Below are 23965 nucleotides of genomic sequence, written 5' to 3' on the forward strand. Positions count from 1 at the left end.
CTGAAGCCTAGACTCGGGCGACCTCCACCGAACCTTCGACCGGAACGAAGGGCTCGGAGAGCCCGAAGGCCCCCGGGCCGAACGCGGCGAGCGCTGCCGGCGTGCGCATCATCTCCGGGGTCGAGATGCCCAGCACCCGCACCCGCTGCCCATAGCGCAGCCCCTCCGTCGTGATGGGTTCGGCCGACTCGTGATCGACGACGCAGATGAGGTCGGGCACAATCGCGACCACGCCGCCGTCACGGCGCGCGATGAGGTTCTCGTTCTGGAACGAGATCTCGAACGTTCCCCCATCGGCGGGATCGAGGGGCGAGATCACGGCGCGGCCCTTCGCGAACCCGTCGGTCGTGCGCCGCTCGACGTCGGTCACCTTGCCGACGAACAGCTCGCGGACGTGCGAGTACAGCGTCGGCGCCAGCGTCTCGGCGATCGCCTCGAACGGCGAGCGGTGCTGTTCACGAGCGAGACGGATGCTGCGGCCGAGTGCCAGGGCCATGGAGATCGTGCGCGGCACCGCCGTGCGCCGCACGTCGGCGCCCGTCATGGCGTACTCGGCGATGTGGCCGACGCCGCCGAGCCGGATCGTGATGGCCCGAGCCAGCCACTCCATCTGCCGGTCGTCGTCACCGGTGTCGATGATGACGCGCTCGCCGCGTTCGCCCGCGAGGGCGAGCGGCGAGCCGTGCACGCCGTACACCGCGAAGGTCTCCATGGAGAGCTCGGGGAACGCGCGACCCATGCCGTCGGCGTCGACGACCGGCAGGCCGGTCTCCACGGCGACGATGAGGGGGATCATCGAGTTGATTCCGCCGCACTCGATGGGCATCGTGGCATCCGCTCGCCTGCCGAGGTGGTCTTCGAGGATGCGCAGCGCCAGCGTGGGCTCGGTTCCGGCGGGGATCTTCTCGATCATGACGGTCGGTGCCCCCATCTGCGCCGTGGGGATGACGAAGAGGTCGTCGGCCAGCTCGTCGGGATCGAGGATCGTGATCGATCCGTCGCCGAGCACACGCTCGACGAGCATCTTGCCGATGTAGGGGTCGCCGCCGCCGCCCGTGCCGAGCAGGGTCGCTCCGCGAGCGAGATCGGGCAGATCGGCCGCCGTCAGTTGCCAACTCATGCTGCAGCCTCCTCGAGGGGCGTCTCGACGGTGCCGTCGAAACGATGTGCCGGCCGGTCGTACCCGAAGTAGGCCGGCCCGACCATGGCGAGGGCCTCCGGGGAATGCCAACGCGCATCGCTCGGCGCGCTGATCACCCGCACGCGCTGGCCGTAGCGGAGCGCCTCGGTCGTGATCGGCTCGCCCGAGTCGTGCTCGAGCACGATGATCAGGTCGGGCGTCGTCACGAGCGTGCGGCCGTCGACCTCGGCGATCAGGTGCTCGTTCTGGAACGACAGGGTCATCGCGGATGGTGTCGCCGCGGCATCCGCCCCATCGATTCGGGCCCGGCCGCGCGCGAAGCCAGCCGTCGTGCCCCGCTCGACGTCGACGACCTTGCCGGCGAAGAGCTCGCGTCCGTTGAGCAGGGCGACCGTGCGCTCCACCGGGTCGGCCTTCTCGGCACGCGCGGCGGTGATGCCGCGCCCGATCTCGATGCACTGGGCGAGCGACCCGGGCACCAGTGCGGCGCGCGCCTGGTCTCCCGTCATGGGGAACCCCGAGATCATGACCGAGCAGCCCATTTCGACGCACGCCACCCGGGCGATGCGCTCGGTCCAGCTGTTATCGACCGTCTGCAGCACGCCGACGTTGCCCTTCTCATCGCTGAACGCGAGCGGCGAGGCCGTGATGCCGTAGAGCGTGGGCAGCACCATCTGGAGCTCGGGGAAGGCGCGGCCCATGCCGTCCGCGTCGATGAGCGGCAACCCCAGCGCCGCGGCCGCGGCGATCGGGATCGTCGAGTTCACGCCCCCGACCTCGGCGCAGGCGACGTGCGTCACCGGCCGGCCGAGGTGGGTGCCGAGGGCGTGCACCGGTGCCGTCACCTCGTCGAGGCTCGGCAGCTTCTCGACCATGACGGTCGGCGCGCCCATCATCGCGACGGTGAGCACGACCGCGTCGGCCGGCACCTCGTCCAGGGTGACCACGGTCACGTCGCCGTGCTCGGCGATCGCCTGGGCGGCGAGCAGCGCGCCGATGTAGGGGTCGCCGCCTCCGCCGGTGCCGAGGACCGCCGCACCGCGTGCGAGGTCGTGGATGTGTTCGGGCGTGATCGTCCAGCTCATCGTCACACCGCCATGTCGAGGTCGCCCACGGCCTTCACCCGGATCCGCGTGGCGTTGCCCGGCAGGTAGGGGATCGGCACCTCGTCGAAGTCGACGATCGCGACCGATCGGGGTGCGGCGCCCGCGGCGATGGCCTTGTCGACGGCCTCGGCGCGCACCGCCGAGAGCGCCTCCTCGCGTCGGCCGGACTCGATGGCGTAGACCTTGTCGATCTCGCCGCCGACCTGGGCGATCGACGCGCCGATCGCGTTCGCGACGGCGTAGTTCTCGGGCCGGTGCACCTTGCCGAACATCGGGAGCAACTCGGGCAGGAGGATCGATCCGCCTCCGACCGCGACCACGGGGATCGGTTCGGGCGAGGTGCGCATGCGGTCGACCGCCTCGGCGACGCGCTCGGCGATGCGCGCGAGCACCTTGGCCACGAGCGCGGGGTCGAGGTGCGCCACCTTCGACGGGTCGCCGACCTCGGCGCGGCCCGCGGCGACCGCGATGTCGGTTGCCGTCAGGGTGGATCCGCCGAAGACGAGCGCCTCGGTGGTGAGCCGGTAGCCGACCGACTCGGGACCCACCTCGCCGGTCTCCGGGTCGACGATGCTCCCGCCGCCGATGCCGAGCGAGAGCACGTCGGGCATTCGGAAGTTCGTGCGGATGCCGGCCACCTTCACCTCGTTGGCGGTCTCGCGCGGGAACCCGTTGATGAGCAGGCCGATGTCGGCGGTGGTGCCGCCGACGTCGACCACCGCGCACGTCTCGAGTCCGCTGGTGATCGCGGCGCCCCGCATCGAGTTCGTCGGACCGGAGGCGAAGGTCGCCACCGGGTAGAGGCGCACGTAGTCCTCGTCCATGAGCGTGCCGTCGTTCTGGCTGAGGAAGATCTGCGCGTCGATGCCCTGCTTCCGGACCGCGGCCGTGAGGCCGTCGACGATCTCGGACGCGAGCTCTCGCAGTGCCGCGTTGATGATCGTCGCGTTCTCGCGCTCGAGCAGTCCGATGCGGCCGATCTCGTGCGACAGCGAGATCGCGACGTCGGGCCCGAGCTCCTCGGTGAGGATGCGCCCGGCCTCGACCTCGAGGTCGTGGTTGACCGGGCTGAAGACGGACGAGATCGCGACCGAGCGGATGCCGTTGGCCCTCATGTCGGCCGCGTGGGCACGCAGCTCTTCGGGGTCGAGCGGCGAGATCGGGCGGCCGTCGAACTCGTAGCCGCCGTGCGCGAGGTAGCTCTTCGCGCTGATCGCCTCGGTGAGCGCCGCGGGCCAGTCGACGAGCGGCGGGAGCGCCTTCGTCGCGGGCAGCCCGAGCCGCAGTGCCGCGGTGGGTGCCAGCCGCTTCGCCTCCACGAGCGCGTTGATGAAGTGCGTTGTGCCGATCATCACCGCGTCGATCTGCGCGCCCTCGAACGGGTGCAGCGAGCGCAGGTCCTCGATCGCCTGAACGATGCCGGTCGTGACATCCGGTGTGGTCGAGTGCTTCACGCCCGCGAGGGTGGTGGTTCCGTCCATGAGGACGGCATCGGTGTTGGTGCCGCCGACGTCGATGCCGATGTGCATTGTGGGTCGCTTCCGTTTCGTGTGGATCGGTGCCGGGCTCAGCGCGTGCCGGAGGTGGCGGTCGCGGCGGCCCTGTCCGCGTCGGACTCCTGGACGGACTCCTCGGCCTGGATGGTGCGTGCCGCTCCGATGCCGCGGACCCAGCCGAGCTTGCCGGCGATGATGTAGAGCACCATCGAGGTCATGAGCGAGAGCACCGGCGGGATGCCCCAGGTGACGAAGTAGCCGACCAGGGCCGAGATCGCCCAGATGATGATCGTCGCCGGCACGATGCGCGGCGCGAAGGAGGGCAAGCTGCCAGCCTCGCGGGTCGCGTCGAGGTCGCCCCGCCAGCGCTTCACGACGAAGTACTCGGCCACCATGATCCCGGCGATCGGCGGGAACGCGACGCCCAGGATGATGAGGAACTCGGTGAACTGGCCGAGGATGCCGGCGGCGGCGAGGATCGATCCGACCACGCCGAGCACGACCGTGGTGGTCACGCGGTGCAGGTTGCGGTTGAACGCTGTCGAGATGAAGTTCACCAGGCCGAGCGTCGAGGAGTACAGGTTCCAGTCGTTGATCTTCAGCGTGCCGGTGATGACGATGATCAGTCCGACGAAGCCGATCGACGAGGTGACGATCGCGACGATGTTGCCGGATGCCGCTGCGTGGGCGAGCAGGACGCCGGCCAGTCCGATCACGAACTCGCCGAGGGTGACGCCCACGACCGTCTGCTTGACGACATCGGCCCGCGACCGGTTGAACCGGGTCATGTCGGCGGTGATGATCGCTCCGACGATGAGCCCGCCGGCCACGATCCCGGTGCCCTGCCACACGGTCATGGTCGGTCCGGGGGCGGGCCCGGTCAGCAGCTCGACGATGTCGTGGTTCGCGAGCTCACTGATGATCGACCAGCCGACCAGGATGAGGAAGAGCGGAACGGTGACGTTCGCCAGCCACTGCATCCCCTTGAAGCCGAACGCGACGATCGCGGTCACGGCGAGGCCGAACAGCAGGCTCCAGGCCCAGACGGGCATGAGGCCCGGAAGGAGCACGTCGAGCGACTCCGCCGAGATCGCCGACTGGATGCCGAACCATCCGATGAGGCTGATGCCGATCGCGAGCCCGACCAGCGACGCGCCGACCTCCCCGAACCCGGTCCAGCGGGCGAGGAGCGCGGTGTTCAGGCCCTCCTTCTGTCCGATGATGCCGACGATGCACATGATCACCTCGAGGATGATCGACCCGAGCAGGAGGGCGAGGGCGGCTTCGCCGAAGGTCATGCTGTAGCCGAGGGTGGCGCCGAGCAGGAACTGCGAGAGCGCGGAGACCTGCCCGAATCGCTGCACCGCGATGCCGAACCAGTGCTTCTGGGCGCTGGGGGTGACGCGAGACAGTGCGAAGTCGTCGGCGTGAACCATTCGAGACATGAGCGTCCTTCGAGTATGGGGGAGTGAGTTGGACCCAAGGTAGTCATCGATCTCCACCTGGGCCATGTGCGTTTTGCACTGATCGGGTGGGCGATTCAGCGGAATGCACATGTGGTGCGCAGCCCATCGGTGCTGCCAGGGGAGTATGAAGCGAACCATGCGCAGGATTCACACGGTCTCGCTCGCCTTATCGGCGGGAATCTCGTTCTTCGTCGGCGGCTGGGCGTTCTTCGCGCCGGCCTCCTTCGTCGACTCGTTCCAGGGCGTGCTGGGGCAGTGGGTCGCGACCGACGGGCCGTTCAACGAGCATCGCGTCCGGGATGTCGGTGCGGTGTACCTCGGGATCGGCGTTGCAAGCATCGCGGAGCTCGTGTGGCGCAGCCCGGTCGTGTTCCGCATCCTCGGCCTCGCGTGGGCGACGTTCGGCGCGCCTCGGGTACCACCTCGGGCACCTGCCCACCTGGAAGGCACGGGCGCCGTGGGCCCCGTCGAGTCGCTCTCGGTCAGCCTGGAACCGGGCGTTCTCGTACTGATCCCCGGGTCGCGCGCGGGCGGCAGCGGTGAAGTGAGCAGAGGCATGTCTCAGAGCCGAAAAACACCCACGGGCAGCGCGTCACACGCGGCCGACGGAGGCTCCGACATCCACTCCGTCGGAACCCCCGGCGCCGCGGGGCTGACGGATCGAAAGAGCCGGAGGCGCGGTCGCGACGCCAAGCGCGCTACACCGCGACTGAGACCGCCATTCCGTCCACCCCATCGCGCCGACCGTTTGCAGCGCTGTGGCATGCACCCGAGGGGCGCTATCCAGGAGCATGAGCGCTCGCCGGCTGCCGAGCGCCACCGCATCGCTGCTGCGGGCATTCGCGACCTCGCCCGCGCGGACCAGGTTGTCGAGCCGATCAGGGTGCCCGGACGTCCAGGCGGATCGCCCAGTCGACGTAGAGGGCGCTCGGCTCCTTGTCCGCATCGATGAAGACGAGGTCGAACGGCTCGTCGCCGCGCGCCGCGATGCGGGGCATCGTGTCGGCGGCCCGGCCCACGATCTCGAGCTGCTCCGAGACTCCGGCGTGTTCGAGGGAGAGTTGCGCTGGCCGAGCCTTGGCCCAACTATTCGCACTGGTCACCTTCGGCTGCGCTGGGCTGTTCCGGCTGAGTTGCTCTTGCCCGTCTTGCCGGCAACCCGAAAAGTATGATGCGCATCCGCGAAAGCACAAGAGAAAAAAACGCCGTGTAGAACGCGGCTATCCAGGCTATGAGTGATTGCAGGCCGAGATTGGAAAGCGCGACGAAAACACCCAAGGCAACCGCGAAAAATACACCAAGATAGAATCGGGCTCCACTCCGCCAAATGCGCGGATCGCCCGGACGTCGCCACGCGAGGCTAGAGTCGAACGCTCTCCAACTCCAAGTTAAGAAGTGCGCAAGGACCAAGAACACTCCAGAAGCCAATAGAGCAAACACAGCGTACCCAGCCAGACCATACTGTTGGATTGCGGCTAGGATGAACCCGGCCGCCGTATTCCATTCCGAGACAGTGGTCACCGTGAGCCAGTCGAATGGGTCCCAGCGCACCAAGGCATCGACGATCAACGGGGTTATCCCAACGCTTAGGAGCATCAGTCCTATGCGGCCCATGGCAAGACTCGTCAACGCGTCTCGATGTGCCAACTGCACTGCCGAGATAGCATGCGATTCTGTAGGCCGACTATCGGTGGCTCTCTTCCATAAGTGCATGGCCACCGGATCCACAACTTCGATAGTATTTGATGTGTATGTCGTGTGATCCGAGAAGAGCGATAGTCGGTTTTCCACCATTCTTTCTTGCGGTCCGAGGGTGGGTGCGTCAAGGGCTGCGTCGGCGATCACACGTTCTAGCTCGGTGTTGAATCTCTCGCGGAGGCTCGTTGTCACCTCAGGTCGGAGCGGAGGCTGTATCTTCCACCACGGGCCCCGCTCGTCAGGAGTCTGCAGCAGATATCCTGCATCGAGGCCAATGGTCAAATCGATTCCAAAAAGCCTATGGATTCGAGCGAACTCGTATAAGCGTAACCCTGGAAGCCGACTTTCCATCCTGGTATCTATTGCCGTAGCGGCCACGCGCAGCTCATCCCAGCGGTCTTCGACTCCTGTTTCATTCGAGGCCACCGGGCCAGCAGGCACAGGGTCAAGAGACGACCAGATGTTTATCCATTCGACACTTTTATTAGAGGGCTGCCTGCTCCAAAGCGCAAAAGCGCTCGAGTTCTCTCCTATGCTGCTTTTCCACTTTGGTTCCTTCAACAGCGAGTTTGCTGCCCCGATTGTAAGAACGGATATCGATTTGTCGCCGTGATCAAATCCTTCACTGAATATCGCTCGCGCTGTGACGGCGGCTCCCTGTGAGTGAGCGATCACGACAACCTTCTTGGTAAATTGAGAAACCCAATCCACGCGGTTGCGAACTACGTCTCGCATAGCATCTGCTCGAATCGGAGACCGTACCCAGGCCCCAGCATCTCCTAATGTGGCCGCTAGTGCGACCAGTGGTGGTTCGAGCCACTTGCGGAGCCCGGGCACTCTCGCCAGAGCTCCGACGATAAATAGCACGGCGATAGAAACTATCGCAAGCGGGAGCAAGATTGCGAATCCCACCAATAGGCCGATTATCGATGTCAATACTAGGGCGAAGATCCCGATAACGGTGATGAATCTAAATACCCGCGCGAGCATTGGCGCGGATAGCTCCCAAATGAATTGGGCAATGGTGCGTACTCGTGCTGGGGCAACGGGATCTGATCCGAAGTCGTCCTCGATCAGAGTCAGCCGCATCGGCGGACGCCGGTGGAAGCTCGTTACAGCTACTCGTCGAATCTGCTTCGAAATCCGAACGGCCGCCTTGAGGCCAAACTTCATTGCCCAGTCGACAAAGGATCGTGGGCTGAACGCCAAGAATGACTCGGCCCATCTCGCTTCCGTGAAAACCAGCGTCTTCTTGCCATGCTCTGTGGCGATGGACAGCCACACTTGAGGATTGGCGTCCGAGACAAGATCCGCGTAGACAACCTCGGCATCCGCTAGATCGAGCTGAGACGACCGGTGATTGAGGCGCTCTGCGATCGGTTCAGTCCACTCGAGTAGCGTGGCGCCTCTGAGTTGCTCGCCGATGCCGTGCACGAGCACGACTGCTAGGTCAGCTTGGGACGGCGGCCTCGACGTCATGCAAGTCATCATTGCGGTCGCGCAGACGCGTGAGATCCCGACCCGCCGGAACAAGCCGCCCGAAATTCGCGCCGAGCCGCGCGCCACTCGAAGAACGAGGGTCGTTCGGAAGCAGTTTGAAGACTGTCGCCACCGCCACTCCGCCACTGGCGGCGACGAGATTGCGGTGCAGTTCAGCACGGAACCGTGGGTGTTCGGCGACGAAACCGTCTTGGACGCGGGCGAGGATCAACAGGGTCTCGAACGAGCAGCCGGACTCCCGGCCGGTGGGGCAGACGAGCGCGAGCGCGCCCACGCAGCGTCGCGCCATCGGAGCGTCAGCGGGTTGAGCGTGTGCTGCAGTATCCGCAGCCAATCGCTCGACCCGCCCCATCGTCATGGAGTGAGCGTTCATGCGCGATCCGCCCGGCTGGACCGGGGACCGACGGCACCATCCGCGCCCCCGCTTCCGAGTCGATGCTGTCGGCAAGGTGCCACCGAGAGAGCCGCGCCCGGACGTGCCGTGCGGGGGTGAGCCGGTCGCGGTCGTCCGGGCGCACCACGAGCACAGGCCGAGGCGCCGGCCGGACATCCGGAGTCGCTCGGCCTCGCCGATCGGCTGGTGCACCTCGAAGTATTCGCCGCCGGGCAGGCGCACGATGCGACCGGTCTCGTATCCGTGCTGCAGGATGCCGCGGTCGCGCCGTTGCAGGCCGAGGCACACGCCGGCGCGCCACCACGATGCCCAGCGCGGGCCCGAGCACGAGCAGCACCTGCAGCCGCGATCACCCGCTCGAACGTCACGCCGAACTGCGTCGCGATGAGGTCGGCGCTGCCCGCCGCCGACGGCACGCCGAACTGCGTCGCGATGAGGTTGGCGCTGCCCGCCGCCGACGGCACGCCGAACTGCGTCGCGATGAGGTTGGCGCTGCCCGCCGCCGACGGCACGCCGAACAGAACACGGAGCGCCGAGTGATGCCCATTCTCGACGTAGGAGCCGGCGACGCCGTCGTTACCTGGACCGTCGTCGAATATGCGGCGATCGAGGTGACCGGCGACGGCCAGTTCTCGGTGGACGGCGGTGAGGTCTCCTACTCGTACACCGAGAAGTGCTTCGGCAGCGAGTACGCGTACGACGGCACTCAGTCGCTCTTCGGCTGGGGAAGCGTGCGAATCATCGGCGACGAGCTCGAGGTCGAACTCGACTGACCGACCGTCGTCTCCCGGTGCACCACTACGAGTCTGTACATCCTTCTGTACATACTCGAAGGTCGTCCGGGACGGGTCGCTCAAGGAGTATGAAGAGAACCATGCGCAGACTCCACACGGCCGCGCTCGCCCTCTCGGCGGCCATCGCGTTCTTGGTCGGCGGGTGGGCGCTCTTCGCGCCGCGCTCGTTCTTCGACTCGTTCCCGGGGATCCTGGGGCAGTGGGTCGCGACCGACGGGCCGTTCAACGAGCACCTCGTCCGCGACGTCGGGGCGTTCTACCTCGGGCTCGGCGTCGCGAGCGTCGCGGGGCTCGTGTGGCGCAGCCCGATCGTGTTCCGCATCCTCGGTCTCGCGTGGACGACGTTCGGCGTGCTGCACCTCTGGTACCACGCCACGCACCTCGACCAGCTGCAGGCCGACGCCGCCCTCGGCACCGTCATGTCGCTCTCGATCAGCCTGGCGCTGGGCATCGTGCTGCTGATTCCCAGCAGAGCGGATGTCGCGGGCCCGACGGATGGCACGGGCACCGCGTCGCACGCGAGCGACGCCGGCTCCGCGACATCCGACCGCACCACCACGAAAGGGGAGACCTGATGAGGATCGCCGTCGCTGGAGCAACCGGCAACGTCGGACGCCACGTCGTCGAGTTCGCGACGGCGCGCGGGCACGACATCCTGAGCCTCACGCGCCGCGCCGGATACGACCTCGAGGCGGGCACAGGACTCGCGGTGCGCTCGACGGGGTCGACGCGGTGATCGACGTGGCGAACGTGATCACCACGTCGACGCGACGCTCGCGCGAGTTCTTCACGGCGGTGACGACGCACCTGCTGGCCGCCGAGCGCGACGCCGGCGTCGGGCACCACGTCGCGCTGTCGATCGTGGCCATCGACGGCGTCGACGCGGCGTACTACGCCGGCAAGCTCGCGCAGGAAGCCCTCGTGTTGCACGGTGACGTGCCGTTCACGCTCCAGCGCGCGACGCAGCTCCACGAGTTCGCGGAGCAGGTCGTGCGGCAGACGTCGTTCGGCGGGTTCACCCTCGTGCCGAAGGGCCTCGTGCGGCCCGTCGCCGCCCGCGACGTGGGCGCTCGTCTCGTCGAGCTCGCCGAGGCGGGCCCGGCCGGGCGCGTGCGCGACCTCACCGGGCCGCGCGACGAGCGGCTCGCCGACATGGTGCGCCGCATGGTCGCGTTCGACGGCGTGAAGCGGCGCGCGTTCGAGTTCCCGCTGCCGGGGAAGTTCGGACAGGCCCTGGCTTCTGGGCGGCTGCGGGGCGGCGACGACGCGGTGCGGGCCACGATCGACTTCGACGCGTGGCTGCGCTCGCCCGATCACACGCCCGTCGGCGTGGGCGCCGGCGCCGCGACATCCGCCTGACGAAGCGGCAGCCACCCACCGAGGTGCCGACTCGCTGAGGTGACGTCACGTCGAGTGGCCGCCGAGCGTGCCGACCTCGAGCACACGCCGCGCCCGTGTCATCCGTGCCAGGAGGGACAGGAACTCGCCGGTGAGCGATGCCGGGCGCGCTCACGGCGCCGAGCCCTCGCCCGCCTCGCGCAGCAGCCGGAACTCGTGACGCCGCAGCAGCGTGAGCAGCCACGAGGCCGGCGGGCCGAAGGCGCGGCGGCCGGCATCCGTCGCCATCGGCTCGATCGCGTCGATCGTGAACGGGCGACCCTTCCACACGAGCGTGCCGCCACCGGCAGCGACCAGGTTGCGGTACCAGTTCACCTCGGGGCCGTACGTGAGCTCGGCGACGAAGCCGCCAGTGACCCGGGCGAGGATCAGCGGCGTCTCGAACGTGCGGCCGGAGCGACGCCCGGTGTGCCGCACGAGCGAGAACGGGCCGACGCCGCGGTGCGCCATCCGCAGGGTCAGCGGATTGAGCGTGTGCTGCAGGATCCGGAGCCAGCCCCGCTTCACCCGCCCCATCGTCATGGGGTCAGCGTACGTTCGCGATCGGCCCGCGTCGATGTGGCCGAGACGGGGGCTGGCGCGGCGCGCGGGCGCGCCTCGGGCTAGTTGAGCCCGAACTCGTCCGACACGGCCCGAGCGTTCTGAATGCCCGGGTGCACGAGCAACCTTCCGACGACCCGCACCTCGTTGACGAGGTCGAAGAACGCCCGGTCGACCACGGCGCGGAACTCGCCCGCGGCGTTGACGTCGGCGGGGTAGCGCAGCGTCGGCCGCTCGGGCTCGTCGGGCGCCCAGACGGCGAGCGCGCCGACTCCGCCGCTCAGCGGGTCGACCGCCCCGTCGACCGAGGTGTACACCCGGGCCGTGACGATCTCGCCGTTCCACGCGACATCCTCGAACCACACTCGACGCCCGGCCGTGAACGCGAGCCCGGCGCCGAAGCGCTCGTGCGGGGTCGGGCATTCGCTCTCGGGCGGCGGCTCGAGCCACGAGGTGATCGCCACCCGGGCCGGGATCTCGATGAGCGGGACCTCGGGCCGGTCGATCAGGGGCCCGAGCTCGGGGTCGCCGGCGACCGACTCGTAGGCCAGCGGGATGGCGGCCGAGCCGCCAGGCGGGAGGGCGAGCCAGGCGTGGCCGACGTAGATGCGGAACAGGTTGCGCGTCTGGCGGATGCCGAAGAAGTGCGTCGTCTCGCGCTCGAGGGTGTTCTCGAAGCCCATGACCGTGCGGATGCGGTCGGATGGCGAGCCGTTGGCCACGGACTCGGTGGTGAAGTTCGACTGAGCCCAGTTGTCGACCACGACGAGCTCGTCTTCGCCCGGGTTCAGTGGGTTGCGGAAGCGGTCGACGCGGGCGTTCACGCAGAAGTGCTCGACCTCCACGTCATTCAGCTTCAGCGAGGCCGGCGGCGTCCACGGCACGTCGATCGTCACCTGGCTCTTCGCCGCGATGACCGGGATCCTCGGCGGGTCGGGAAGCGGGTTCCACGAGCCGGGCGCGGTCGTGAAGGGCAGCCACTGCACGTGGGTGGCGACGTCGGTCGCGGCGAGGGTGCCCTTGTTGTGGATGGTGATCCGGATGGTGTGCGGCGAGCCCTTGACGACGAAGTCCTCGCCGAACGGGTTGCGCAGCGCGATGTCGGGGCTTTTGAAGTTCGTGCCGCCGGGCGCGGGACGCAACTGCAGCTGCGGGCGGTGCGCGCCGACGTAGTGCACCGTCACGCGCGCGCGATTCGGGTTCGCCGCGTCGATCGAGTCGAGCGAGACCCGGAAGTCCCACATGCGCATCGGATCGGACACGTCGTTGTCCTCGTAGTCCTCGCCCGCGACATCCAGCACCGGGCCCTCGCCGTCGCCGTCGAGCGGCAGCAGGAGGATCGGCGGCCGCTTCGGGCTCTCGGTCGAGGGCGTGACATCCGTGCCCAGCACCAGCGCCAGCCCCGGCTCGGGCGTCAGCTCGTCGAGCTCCTTGTCGCCGACCGTCGTGGCCGCCTGCCGGCGATACTCGAAGACGTAGCTCTTCTGGTCGTCGATCGGCACCTCGATGCCGGCGAACTCGCCGGCGGGCGCGCCATCCCTCGTGAGCGCCCCCGCGGCGCGCAGCACGACGCTGCCGCCCGTCTGCGACATCCGGAAATCGAAGCGCCGCAGGGCCGACCGCTTGACCCAGCCGAGCCGCACCCGGTTCGCCATGCTCAGGTGGGGCAGGGTGTCGGATGTCGCCATCAGGTCGGCGTGCGTCGCGATCCGCTCGACCACGGTCGCGTCGAGCCCGCCGCGGTCGTACAGGTCGTCGAGTCGCATCGTGTGGCAGAGCTCGTGCGCGAGGGTGTGCTCGGGGTGCGCCTTCGCCGGCGTGCCGTCTTCCTCGACCGGGTACACGTCGGTCATGACCACGATCGGCTTCGGTCCCTGCGTCAGCGTCGAAGTCGCCGGATGCTTGCGCGTGAAGTCCGGGCCCTCCTCCGGGAACCGGGCGTGGCCCCACACGAACCGAGCGGGCGTCGTCTTCGTGCCGACCGTCTTCGGTTCGAGGGATGCCGCGCGCACGACGAACACGTAGGCGTCGGCGCTCGCCGCGATCGCGTGGCCGTCGGGCTGGTCCATCAGCCAGACGCTGACCGCGTTCGCGAGCTCCTGCGGGGCGGTCGGCTTCGACGACCAGCCCGAGAGCAGCTCGTTCTCCTTTCGGACCTTGAAGAGGTCGCCCCAGCCGCGGTCCATCGCCACCGGACCGAGCAGGCGGCCGCCGGCGAGCTCGACGGTCACGCCCGTGCCGGCGCCCGACGGTCCGGGGCGGTTGAAGTAGGAGACGTCCTCGAAGTAGGTGCGCGCCGAGACGTTCGGGCCGACCGCGTAGTCGGTCCAGGTGTCGACGGTCGACGCGAGGTCGTCGCCGTACGCCCGCTCGTTGGTCTCGATGAGCACGACGGCGATGCGGTACGGGGATGGCGGCGGCGACTTCTCGAGGTAGCCGGTGAGTCCACCGGCACCGCCCCAGCTCATCACCATCATCGGGGCGTGCTCGGGCGCCGAGACGATCGGCGGGCCGACCTCGTCGTCGGGCCACAGCGCGGTGACGCGGAACCGGACGAGGCCGAGTTCCTCGCCCGAGACGAGATGCTGTGCGAGGAGGGAGAACTCGCCCGTCTGCCAGTTGGCGAAGAGGATGCGGCGGGAGCGGCCGTCGGGACCGACCGGCTCGACCGCGACCGAGACCTTGCCGGACTCCGGGCCGTCGAGCACGACGAGCTCGACCTCGGACGGGTCGAGGCCTGCTGCGGCGGCGTCGAAGGTCACGTCGGCGTAGCCGTGGACAAAGAGCGGGGCGAGCGGCAGGTCGAGCTGGATCTTGGAGTCGGGCAGTGCCCACTCCACGGCGTGCAGGGTCGGGCCGTCGACGGCGAGGAGCAGACTCGCCCAGCGCGTGAGGCTGGTGGGCGGGAAGCCGAGTTCGGTGGCGGTTCCGGTCGGGTTGCCGGCGAGGTCGAACTCCTGCACGACTCCGGTGGGATCGAGGATCAGGATGCCGCTCCTCGCCGGGTGCGAGACGACCCGATGCCCGGGCGAAGGGAGCGCGGCCAGTTCCGACGCCGGGTCACCCGTGAGGTCGGCGGCGATGAGCGTGGCGCCGGCGTCGGATTCGGTCACCCCGTACGCGCGCCCGGTTGCGCGGTCGATGGTGAGCGAGGTCAGGCCGCCGATCCCGGAGCAGAGCTCCGTCGTGGTGCCGGTTCGCGTGTCGAATGCAACGAGCACGTCGCCCTGGTCGACGACGACGCCGTAGCCGTCGGGCGTGCGGGCGACCAGGTGGGGCGGCGTCGCGAAGGTGGTGGTCATGGCGGCGTAAGCGCGGCCGGCGTCGTCGACTGGGGCCACGAGCAGCGCGCCGCTCGCTTCGATCACGGCGAGGCTCGAACCATCCGCCAGTGGGATCGCAGCGATCGGGGCCTGGTAGCCCTGGAACGTGCGTTCCCGCCCGTCGAGGAGGCGGACGGCGTGCAGCGTGCCATCCGCCGTGAACCAGACGGTGTTGCTCGGATCATCGAAGTGCACGCTGTTCGCCCGAGGCGACGCCGACAACGCGATGGTCTTCCTCATGATTCCCCCAGTCCGGGAAGCGCGGGTCTGGGGTCAGTATTCACCTCGAGCGGCGAGGGCGGTGGCACCCGTTGGGGGTGGATCGCGGGCGCGTCAGCCCGTCGAGTCGCCCTTTCCGCGCGGTCGGCATGGCTGCCCACCCGGTGCAAGTGGCGTCTCGCGACCGCGGATGCGCTCAGCTGCTGGTGGCCTCGCCCGGTCCGCCCCCGTACTCGAACACGAGCCGCGCGGGAACGTCGCCGTGCAGCACCTCGTCGACCGCCGAGTTCACGTCGCCGAGGTCGCGCGGCACCGCGACGACGCGCGTGCGGCCGAGGGCGTGCAGCGCGAACACCTCGTCGAGGTCCTGCCGGGTGCCGACGATCGAGCCGATGATCGAGATGCCCTTCAGCACGGTGTCGAACACCGGCACGGTCAGCGTGCCCTCAGCGGGGAGCGAGACGAGCACCATCCGGCCGCCGCGGTTCAGCGACGCGAACGCCTGGTCGAAGACCTGCGGCGCGACGGCGAGCACGATCGCGACATCCGCTCCGCCGAGCTCGGCGATCGCCGCGACCGGGTCGCCGGCGGAGGCGTCGACGACGTGGTCGGCGCCGAGCTCGCGCGCGAGGTCGAGCTTCTCCTGCGTGATGTCGACGCCGATCACCTCGGCGCCGACGAGCCGTGCGTACTGCACCGCGAGGTGTCCGAGGCCGCCGACGCCCCAGACGGCGACGCGCTCACCGGGCACGACGTGCGCGTTCTTCACGGCCGCGTACGTCGTGACTCCCGCGCACGTGAGCGGCGCGGCATCCAGCGCCGAGATGCCCTCAGGCACGCGCGACGCGAACTTCGCATCGGCGACAAGGTACTCGGCGTAGCCGCCGTCGATCGAGTAGCCGGTGTTCTGCTGTTGCTCGCACAGGTTCTCGCGCCCCGAGACGCAGAAGCGGCACTCGCCGCACGCGTGCCCGAGCCACGGCATCGCGACGCGCTCGCCGACCGAACGGGAGGTCACGCCCTCGCCGACCTTCTCGACGATGCCGACGCCCTCGTGTCCGGGCACGAACGGCAGGCCGGGCTTGACCGGCCAGTCGCCGCGCATGGCATGGATGTCGGTGTGGCAGAGGCCGCACGCCTCGAGGCGGACGAGCACCTGACCGGTGCCGGGCTCGGGAATCGGCCGGTCCTGCAGGGCCACGGGCTGGTCGAACGCCGTCACGACGGCTGCACGCATGATGTTCCTCCTGATCGGGTGCCGGGTCGGCTCCCGCGGTCAACGCGGGACCCGGCTCCCAGTCTTCGCGGCGGGCTCGCGTACGCACGGGGACTAGGTCCCGCGGGGCCCGGCCGGCGCGAGGACACGCCCGTCACGCCCCTCCGGGAAGACCCGGATGCGGCCCGCCCGGGCCGAGCGCATGATGCGCGCAACATCCATCGAACGGCCGGCCGCTCGTGCGGCGCGTCCCGCGCACGCGCGAGCGAAACCGCCAGGCAGGACGGAGCGAACGGATGATGGGGAACGACGACACGCAGGCGGCAACGACCGACGCGTCAGGCGTGCGGCCGCGGGTGGTCGTGAAGGTGGCCGATGAAGCGCGACGCCGTCGCGCGCTGGACAAACGCCCACGCGAGCGACGCGGGGGCGAGCGGGAGGATGACATCGGCGGCGAACTCATCGAGGCCGCGGCGTACCTCGCCGACGTGATCGCCGAACTCCAGGACCGGCTCGCCGGCGAGGCGCACCTCGAGTCCCTGGTCGGCGACGACGAGCGCAGGCGACTCGGGCGCGGCAGGCGAGCACGGTTCGACGGCTACGCGGCGATCACCGTGCCGGACGCGGCATCCGCGCGGCAACTCGCCGAGATCCTCGACGAGCTCGAGGAGGTCGAGACCGCGTACGTCGAGGGCGGACCGACCGAGCCGCCGAGCCCGCCGGTGAACGCGGCGGCCAACCCGCGGCGCCGCGACCAGGGTTACCTGAACGCGGCGCCCATTGGGATCGACGCCGAATCGGCGTGGCGGCGGGCCGACGGCAGCGGCGTCGGCCTCGTCGACCTCGAAGGCGGGTGGACGCTCGACCACGTGGATCTCGCGGCGGCGGGCATCACCATCATCTCGGGTCTGAACCATTACGGCCACGGTCACGGCACGGCGGTGCTCGGCGAGATCGTCGCGGTGGACAACACGGAAGGCGGGGTGGGCATCGCGCCCGGAGCGTCGGCGCGGGTCGTGTCGACGTACCTCACGCCCACGACCTACAGCACTGCGGCGGCCATCATCTCGGCGACGGACGCGATGTCGCCCGGCGACGTGCTGCTGCTGGAAGTTCAGACCTCCGTGGGCAGCTTCTCGCGCACGACCCTGCCCGTCGAGGTCGAGCGGGCGGTCTTCGACGCGATCCGCGACGCCGTGGATGCCGGCATCGTCGTCGTCGAGGCGGCGGGCAACGGCGGCGCCGACCTGGATGCGTGGACCGACGCCGGCGGCCGCCACGTGCTCGACGTCGACGACCCCGGCCACCGCGACTCCGGCGCCATCATGGTCGGCGGCGCGACCTCCTCCGTGCCGCATGCGCGCATCGGCCTCTCGAACTACGGCAGCCGCGTCGACTGCTACGCGTGGGGAGAGAACGTCGACACCGCAGGCGACGGTGGCACGGGAACGTCGACCATCGCCTACACGGCAACGTTCGGCGGCACTTCGAGCGCCAGTGCGATCGTCGCGGGGGCCGCGGTGCTGCTGCAGAGCCGGCAGCGGGCTCGCACCGGTCGCCCGTTCGACCCGGCGACGGTGCGCGCGTGGATGCGCTCGCGGCTCAACACGCCGAGCGCCGACCCGGTCGTCGATCGCATCGGGGTGATGCCCAACCTGGCGGCGATCTTCCGGGCCCTCGAGCGGATCGAGCGGCTGCCGCGCATCAGCGACCGATACCTCGCGCTGCTCTACCACCTCTTCGCGACGCAGGCGCGCTGAGTCGAGGGCGATAACGCCACGGTCCGACCGCGACCCCGCGGTTCCGCCGCCCGTTAGCGGTGCACGTGCGCGGGCTCGCCGGTGATGCCAGTGATGTCCTTCTCGGTCGTGCGCATCAACCGCTCCGAGAGGTTCCGCAATGCGCGCGCCACGGCGAGCTCGTCCCCGATCTCGGGCACGCTCGGATCGAGCGGATGGCGGTTCGCCTGGCCGACGCCGGTCACGCCCTGACCCGCGGGCGTGGGCAGGCTGACCTCCGCCTTGGTGACGTTCTCGTCCTCGTCGATGTCGACGGTGATGCTCCATTGCTTCGTCGCGGGCATGGAACTCACCACCCTCCCCGGTCTGGTTCCGAGGGTCAGCGTACTCAGGTGCGGGGCGCGCGGCGAGCGATCAGGATCGGACGTCCACCCGCGGGCTCGGGCGCGCCGGCACCATCCGCGCGCCCGTCTCCGAGTCGACGCTGTCGGCGAGGTACCACCGCGACATCCGCACCTGCAGCCGCCGCGCGAGCCGGAACCGGTCGTCGTCGTCGGGCCGAAGCACGAGCACGAGCGGCGGCTCGGGGCGTGCCATCCGCGCCCGCTCGGCCTCGCCCACGGGCTGGTGCACCTCGACGTACTCGCCGCCGGGAAGGCGCACGATGCGACCCGTCTCGTAGCCGTGCTGCAGGATGTCGCGATCGCGCCGCTGCAGGCCGAGGCACACGCGCCGCGTCACCACGAACGCGACCGCCGGCCCGAGCACGAGCGTCGCCTGCAGCACTCCGATGACGCCCTCGAACGTCACGCCGAACTGCGTCGCGATGACGTCGGCGCTGCCCGCCGCCCAGAGGGTGCCGAAGAACACGATGCCGGCGACGCCGATGCCCGTGCGGGTCGGCACGTGCCGCGGCCGCTCGAGCAGGTGGTGGTCGCGGCGGTCGCCGGTCGCCCACTCCTCGAGGAACGGGTAGGCCGCGACCACGACGAGGAACACCGTCACGACCGCGAGGGGCGCGAGGATCGCGAGCGTCCACGTGCGGTCGAACAGCACCAGCTCCCAACCGGATGGCACGAGCCGGAGCGCGCCGTCCAGGAACCCGGTGTACCAGTCGGGCTGGCTCCCCGCGGTCGCGCTGCCCGAGTCGGCTGGGCCGTACGACCAGATCGGGTTGATCGCGACGGTCGCCGAGATCGCGAGCAGCACGCCCGAGACGATGAGGAACAGCCCGCCCGCGCGCGCGGCGGCGGTCGGCACGAGCGGGACGCCCACGACGTTCGCCTGCCGGCGTCCGAGGCCGGGGAACTGCGCCGGCCCGGCCCGCCACGCCGCCAGCGCCCGCAGCACGACGAGCACGACGAGCACGGCCGGCACGATCGCGACGTGCAGCGGGTAGAGGTGCTCGATGATCCGGCCGGGGAACGGTCCGCCGAAGAGCAGCGACGCGAGCCACGTGCCGACGACCGGGATGCCGAGCGCGATGCCCTCGGTGATGCGCAGGCCCGTGCCCGAGAGCAGGTCGTCGGGCAGGGCGTAGCCGCTCCATCCGCCCGCCAGTGCAGCGATGAAGATGAGGAACAGCAGCACCCACATGCCGCGTCGCGGCCGCCGGAACCCGCCCGTGAAGAAGCTCGTCAGCAGCTGCATGATGATCGACGCGGGCAGCAGCAGCGCCGCCCAGTGGTGTGCCTGGCGCATGAGCAGGCCGCCCGGCACGTCGAACGTGATCCGCATCGTCGAGGCGAACGCCTTCGAGGCCTCCGCACCGTGCAGCGGTGCGTATCCGCCGTCGTAGGTGGTCGGGTCGCCGGATGGCACGTAGAAGAACATGAGCCACAGGCCCGTGACGGTGATCACCGCGAGGCACGCGAGGGTCACGGCGCCGAACAGGTTCGTCCAGTGGGTGGGGACGGTGCGGCGGCGCAGGTCGTCGCGGAGGTCGGCGACGCGGCGGCCGAAGATCGTGGCGTTCGCGACGGATGTCGCGAGCCGGTCGGTCGCGGACGGGCGGCGGCGGCGTTCGGGGTGCTGCGGTCGGGTCGTGGCGGTGCCGGTGCCGGCGTCCTGGTCGGTGAGCGTTCGCATGAGCGGCCTCCTCGTGAGTGGCGTCACACATATGACCCCGGCCGACGCCGATCTGTGACATCCGCTCGCGCCGCATTTCAGCGCCAGCACTGAGGCGAGATTTCCTCAGCTGCGGGACGATCCCGAGTACTGCGATACGGCGCACTGGGCGTTTCACGGCCGACGGCGATCGCGCCATTCGCACTCCGGAAGGTCGGTGACGAAGATGGACCAGCTACCGCCCGACGCGCATCCCACCGAACGAGGAATGGGAACCCAGCCGCAGCATGCGCGTGGGCGACACGTACGCGCGCTCACCGCGATGGTCGCCTTCGCCCTGATCGTTCCCACGACGATGGGCGCGTATCGCGCGCCGGTGTGGGAGTGCCCACCCGACGCTCCTCTGCTTCATCAGCTGATCATCGATGATGAGGGGCTGCAGCCCGAGGCGGACAAGATCGGCATGTGCTCGGATGTGTGGGGCACATTCGTGGTGCTGAACAACACCTCGTCCCAGCCGGTTCGTTTCTGGTCCTCACCGGCGGCGGTATACCCCCAGCTGGTGACACCGCCCTTCGAGGTGATGGACGGCGATGCGTCAGCTGCGACGAACGCGTCCAACGAGGCGATCCGGGAATTCCTCATGGGGAACGGCGACGACGGCAACTTCGTTCTCGCAGGCGAGGCGATGTACGTGGAGACCAGCCCGAGCGAGTTCCGTTGGGATTTCGACGCGAATCTCACCATGGCGGTCACCGCCGCCACGACAGCGGGCAAGCTGGCGTTCGACAAGTTCAAGAAGTGGGCCTCGAAAGGGGCGACGCGCGCCGCGGTGGTGACCTGCGTGTCGGGCGCCCTCGAGGCGGGAGCGACCGCTGAGAACGTGGACGACGTTATGGAACGGCTCATGCTGAGCATTTCGCCCTGCGCGTCGAAGGTCGAGGACGCGAACGGAAACCTCAAGCAAAGCACTCTCGCCAAGCGCGCTGAAGGTCTGCAGTCGAGGCTTTCCACCGCCGATGACTTCGTTCAGAAGATCGAGTGGGCGGACGTCGTGGGAAGGATCATCGCGCGCGCGAGACCGATCTGGTGATCGCGGTTGCGCAGCAGTCAGTTCACGGTTCCCGCTCGCCCCGCCGGTCGGTCAGCGTCCGGCGCGGGCGGGTGAGCGACTAGAACGCGGCGCTACTGGTCGTTCGCGTGACGAGGCTCGTCTGCATGAGAATCCGGGCCAAGGCCGCCCCACGCGGCCCATAGCCCGGATTCTCATGCGTCTCACGTCACTCCTCGACGCCCGGGTCGCCGCCCTCCAGGCCGCCGTCGGTCGAGTCGGTCATCGGGGCGTCGCTGCCCGGCGCGCCGGGGGTGCCGGTGTCGCCGGATCGCTCGGCGCCGGCGTCCGGCGAATCGAGCGTGTCCTGCGTCTCGAGGTCGGCGTCGTCGGGCCCGGAGGCGAGGCCGCCGGACGTGCTCCCGTCGGTCATGGGTCGCTCCTTCGTGTCAGGTTTGCCGTTCGTGGGATGGCGCGGCGCGACATCCGCTCGGGTCTCGCCTGCGGCCCGCCCGCTCAGGGCTCGGAGATCTCGCCGACCGTCTCGGCGGTCTGGTGCGCGGAGAGCTCGCGGGCGACATCAGCCTGCGCGATGATGCCGACGAGGTCGTGCCCGTCGATCACCGGCAGCCGTCGGACCTGGTGCTTCTGCATCATCTCCAGGGCCTCGCGGATGTCGTCATCGGCACCGATCGTCACCGGCTTGCCCTCGGCGAGCTCGCCCGCCGTGACGCTGTTGGGGTCGCCGCCCTGCGCGATGCACTTCACGACGATGTCGCGGTCGGTGAGCATGCCCTTGAGGCGGTTGTCGTCGCCGCAGATCGGCATGGCGCCGACGTCGAGGTCGCGCAGCATGCGGGCCGCCTCGACGAGGGTCTGGCCCTCCTTCACGCAGGTGGGGTCGGGGGTCATGAGGTCGCGTGCGACAGTCATGGTTGCCGTCCTTTCTCGCGATCGTCGGTTGCGATCACGCTGGCAGGCTACGCGGGGCGTGCGCGCGCCGCGCGGGGGTTGACGCGGGGTGGTCGAGGGGTCGGATGGTGCGGGCTGGGGTTGCGCGGCCGGGGTTGCCGGGGGGTCGGATGGCGCGGGCTGGGGTCGGCTCGGTCGGCGTGGCCGAGGGGTCGGATGGCGCGGGCTGGGGTCGCGCGGTCGGGGTGGCCGAGGTCGGATGGCGCGCGCTCGGGCCGGCTCGTTCGTTGCGTGGGCGGTCGCTGATGGCGCCGATGCATCTGGTTGTACGGACTCGGTCGGGTGCGCTCTCAACTCGTCCTCCACAGGCCGCCTTAGGAGAAGATATCCACAGGCTGATCTGCGGTTTTATGCCATCGCGATGTCGGTGGGTGCCGCGATGATGGACCCATGACCACGACGCGCGACCTGCTCGAGCAGCTTCACTCGCTGTTCGCGCACGGCGTGCGATTCGACCGGCCGAGCCGGTGCGATGACGACGAACTGCTCGCCGAACTCGGGGCGGTCGAGGCGCTGGGCCGATTGGTGGATGCGCAGCGTGCGGCGTACGCGGGCGAAGTCGCGGAGCGGTCGCGTATCGAGCTGGGCGACCAGCGGCTGTCGGCACGGCGGGGCTGCCGGTCGGCAGGCGAGCTCATCGAGCGCGCGACGCAGGTGTCGGGTGCCGAAGCGCGGCGCCGGATCGCGTTGGGTGCCGCCACGCGGACCTCCCCGGGGCTGCTCGGCGAGACGCTTCCGGCGAGGTTCCCGGGGGTCGCCGCGGCGCTCGCCGGGGGAGGGCTCGGGGCCGATGCCGCTGCCGCGATCATCCGCGAACTCGAGCGCGCCCGCCCCGTCGCCGAGCCGGCTGCGTTCGCCGCCGCGGAGCAGGCGCTGGTGGCCGAGGGCACCGGCGTCGGCGATGGCACACCGGTGCGCTGCACCGCCGACGAGCTGCGCGTGCAGGCCCAGGCCTGGGCGACCTTCCTCGATCAGGATGGCCGCGAACCCGACGACGAGCGCGCGCTGCGCCGCCGCGGCATCCGACTCGGTCGCGCACGCGATGGACTCATTCCGCTGTCAGGCGATCTCATGCCCGAGGTGGCCGCCAAGCTGACCCGCCTGTTCGATGCGCACCTCTCGCCGCGATCGGGCGGGGGTTTCCAGACCGATGCCGTTCGGGAACAGGTCGTCGAGTCGGGCGAGGAGCGTACTGCCGATCAGCAGCGGCACGATGTGTTCGCCGCGGCGATCGACAGCGCAGCCCGGTCGGGTGAGCATCCGTCCATCGGCGGTGCGTCCCCGACCGTGCTCGTGAGCGTCCGGCAGTCCGACCTCGCCGCCGGGCGCGGCGTCGCCCACGCCGAGGGCGTCGACATCCCGATCTCGCTGCGCGCCGCGAAGCACATGATGTGCACCGGCGGCACGCAGGCCGTCGTGTTCGACGACGACGGGCGCATCCTCGCGCTCGGCTCACCGGAACGCTGTTTCACCCCGCACCAGCGCCGCGCGATCACGCTGCGCGACGGCGGATGCCTCATCCCCGGTTGCTCCGTGCCGGCCGCGTGGTGCGAGATCCACCACGTCGTCCCCGACGCCGACGGCGGCCCGACGCATCCCGACAACGGGGTCCTCCTCTGCTGGTTCCACCATCGCAGCATCGACACCTCGGGGTGGGCGATCCGCATGATCCGAGGTGTGCCGCACGTGCGGCCGCCGTCCTGGCTCGACCGCGGCGGCGGATGGCGGCCGTCGACGAAATCGCCGACGCGGCTGGCCGATCAGCGGGCGGGGTCGGATCGAAGAAGTGTGGCGCCGGCGGCGTGAAGCGGAGCCGACCTGTGACGTGCCGTGGAAGAGCGGGCG

Annotated in this window: 22 protein-coding genes; 8 read left to right on the plus strand and 14 right to left on the minus strand. The window is 69.6% G+C overall.

What is annotated here, in order from left to right; genetic code table 11:
* Positions 1–7: 7 nt before the first annotated feature.
* The 7 genes from ACZ4TW_RS05165 to ACZ4TW_RS05195 form a co-directional block, all read right to left on the minus strand.
* Complete coding sequence (locus ACZ4TW_RS05165) at positions 8–1120, minus strand: DUF917 domain-containing protein (protein ID WP_465540828.1); 1113 nt, start codon at positions 1118–1120, stop codon at positions 8–10.
* Complete coding sequence (locus ACZ4TW_RS05170) at positions 1117–2226, minus strand: DUF917 domain-containing protein (RefSeq protein WP_465540830.1); 1110 nt, start codon at positions 2224–2226, stop codon at positions 1117–1119. Before ACZ4TW_RS05170 ends, ACZ4TW_RS05165 begins: the two co-directional genes overlap by 4 nt.
* 2 nt (positions 2227–2228) lie before the next feature.
* Positions 2229–3776 carry a hydantoinase/oxoprolinase N-terminal domain-containing protein gene (locus tag ACZ4TW_RS05175; protein ID WP_465540832.1) on the minus strand — a complete coding sequence of 516 codons (1548 nt, stop codon included), beginning with the start codon at positions 3774–3776 and terminating at the stop codon, positions 2229–2231.
* Positions 3777–3814: 38 nt separating this feature from the next.
* Positions 3815–5188: a purine-cytosine permease family protein gene (locus tag ACZ4TW_RS05180; protein WP_465540834.1), complete on the minus strand. Its 1374-nt coding sequence runs from the start codon at positions 5186–5188 to the stop codon at positions 3815–3817.
* 899 nt (positions 5189–6087) lie between these two features.
* Positions 6088–6312 carry a hypothetical protein gene (locus ACZ4TW_RS05185; protein WP_465540836.1) on the minus strand — a complete coding sequence of 75 codons (225 nt, stop codon included), beginning with the start codon at positions 6310–6312 and terminating at the stop codon, positions 6088–6090.
* Positions 6296–8386, minus strand: a complete 2091-nt coding sequence (locus ACZ4TW_RS05190; RefSeq protein ID WP_465540839.1) for a hypothetical protein — start codon at positions 8384–8386, stop codon at positions 6296–6298. The genes ACZ4TW_RS05185 and ACZ4TW_RS05190 overlap by 17 nt, the downstream gene beginning before the upstream one ends.
* A complete protein-coding gene (locus tag ACZ4TW_RS05195) occupies positions 8358–8780 on the minus strand; it encodes a hypothetical protein (RefSeq protein WP_465540841.1) in 423 nt (140 codons plus the stop codon). The genes ACZ4TW_RS05190 and ACZ4TW_RS05195 overlap by 29 nt, the downstream gene beginning before the upstream one ends.
* A 207-nt stretch (positions 8781–8987) precedes the next feature.
* On the opposite strand from ACZ4TW_RS05195, the gene ACZ4TW_RS05200 reads away from it, so the two are divergent.
* From ACZ4TW_RS05200 to ACZ4TW_RS05220, 5 genes are all read left to right on the plus strand, one after another.
* Positions 8988–9341, plus strand: a complete 354-nt coding sequence (locus ACZ4TW_RS05200) for a hypothetical protein (protein WP_465540843.1) — start codon at positions 8988–8990, stop codon at positions 9339–9341.
* On the plus strand, positions 9341–9574 hold the full coding sequence (locus tag ACZ4TW_RS05205; protein ID WP_465540845.1) for a hypothetical protein: 234 nt from the start codon (positions 9341–9343) through the stop codon (positions 9572–9574). The genes ACZ4TW_RS05200 and ACZ4TW_RS05205 overlap by 1 nt, the downstream gene beginning before the upstream one ends.
* A 101-nt stretch (positions 9575–9675) precedes the next feature.
* Positions 9676–10170, plus strand: coding sequence for a hypothetical protein (locus tag ACZ4TW_RS05210; RefSeq protein WP_465540847.1), 495 nt, complete (start codon positions 9676–9678; stop codon positions 10168–10170).
* Positions 10170–10331: an NAD-dependent epimerase/dehydratase family protein gene (locus ACZ4TW_RS05215; RefSeq protein ID WP_465540849.1), complete on the plus strand. Its 162-nt coding sequence runs from the start codon at positions 10170–10172 to the stop codon at positions 10329–10331. The genes ACZ4TW_RS05210 and ACZ4TW_RS05215 overlap by 1 nt, the downstream gene beginning before the upstream one ends.
* Before the next feature lie 5 nt (positions 10332–10336).
* Positions 10337–10954, plus strand: a complete 618-nt coding sequence (locus ACZ4TW_RS05220; RefSeq protein WP_465540851.1) for an SDR family oxidoreductase — start codon at positions 10337–10339, stop codon at positions 10952–10954.
* Positions 10955–11104: 150 nt separating this feature from the next.
* Here the strand turns inward: ACZ4TW_RS05220 and ACZ4TW_RS05225 are convergent, their stop codons facing one another.
* The 3 genes from ACZ4TW_RS05225 to ACZ4TW_RS05235 all read right to left on the minus strand — a co-directional run bounded on the left by ACZ4TW_RS05225 (position 11105) and on the right by ACZ4TW_RS05235 (position 16312).
* On the minus strand, positions 11105–11515 hold the full coding sequence (locus ACZ4TW_RS05225; protein ID WP_465540853.1) for a PNPOx family protein: 411 nt from the start codon (positions 11513–11515) through the stop codon (positions 11105–11107).
* Positions 11516–11595: 80 nt separating this feature from the next.
* Positions 11596–15096, minus strand: coding sequence for a hypothetical protein (locus ACZ4TW_RS05230; RefSeq protein ID WP_465540855.1), 3501 nt, complete (start codon positions 15094–15096; stop codon positions 11596–11598).
* A 175-nt stretch (positions 15097–15271) separates the two neighbouring features.
* Positions 15272–16312, minus strand: a complete 1041-nt coding sequence (locus tag ACZ4TW_RS05235) for a zinc-dependent alcohol dehydrogenase (protein WP_465540857.1) — start codon at positions 16310–16312, stop codon at positions 15272–15274.
* 275 nt (positions 16313–16587) lie between these two features.
* On the opposite strand from ACZ4TW_RS05235, the gene ACZ4TW_RS05240 reads away from it, so the two are divergent.
* Positions 16588–18051, plus strand: a complete 1464-nt coding sequence (locus ACZ4TW_RS05240; RefSeq protein ID WP_465540859.1) for a S8 family peptidase — start codon at positions 16588–16590, stop codon at positions 18049–18051.
* Positions 18052–18104: 53 nt separating this feature from the next.
* On the opposite strand, the gene ACZ4TW_RS05245 is transcribed toward ACZ4TW_RS05240, so the two are convergent.
* Both ACZ4TW_RS05245 and qcrB read right to left on the minus strand, forming a co-directional pair.
* On the minus strand, positions 18105–18374 hold the full coding sequence (locus tag ACZ4TW_RS05245) for a DUF1876 domain-containing protein (protein WP_465540861.1): 270 nt from the start codon (positions 18372–18374) through the stop codon (positions 18105–18107).
* 70 nt (positions 18375–18444) lie between these two features.
* Positions 18445–20118, minus strand: a complete 1674-nt coding sequence (gene qcrB / locus ACZ4TW_RS05250) for a cytochrome bc1 complex cytochrome b subunit (RefSeq protein WP_465540863.1) — start codon at positions 20116–20118, stop codon at positions 18445–18447.
* Between the two features lie 196 nt (positions 20119–20314).
* Between qcrB and ACZ4TW_RS05255 the strand changes: the two genes are divergently transcribed.
* The gene (locus ACZ4TW_RS05255; protein ID WP_465540864.1) at positions 20315–21190 is read left to right on the plus strand and encodes a hypothetical protein; all 876 of its coding nucleotides are present in this window, start codon (positions 20315–20317) and stop codon (positions 21188–21190) included.
* Between the two features lie 187 nt (positions 21191–21377).
* Here the strand turns inward: ACZ4TW_RS05255 and ACZ4TW_RS05260 are convergent, their stop codons facing one another.
* Positions 21378–21581: a hypothetical protein gene (locus tag ACZ4TW_RS05260; RefSeq protein WP_465540866.1), complete on the minus strand. Its 204-nt coding sequence runs from the start codon at positions 21579–21581 to the stop codon at positions 21378–21380.
* 83 nt (positions 21582–21664) lie between these two features.
* Positions 21665–22081, minus strand: a complete 417-nt coding sequence (locus ACZ4TW_RS05265) for a CBS domain-containing protein (RefSeq protein WP_465540868.1) — start codon at positions 22079–22081, stop codon at positions 21665–21667.
* Between the two features lie 429 nt (positions 22082–22510).
* Here ACZ4TW_RS05265 and ACZ4TW_RS05270 point away from each other — a divergent pair, with 429 nt between their 5' ends.
* Positions 22511–23926 (plus strand): HNH endonuclease signature motif containing protein, encoded by a 1416-nt coding sequence (locus ACZ4TW_RS05270; protein ID WP_465540870.1) that lies wholly within the window; start codon positions 22511–22513, stop codon positions 23924–23926.
* Positions 23927–23965: the final 39 nt, after the last annotated feature.

It is taken from the genome of Agromyces sp. NPDC029043 (genome assembly GCF_055564615.1).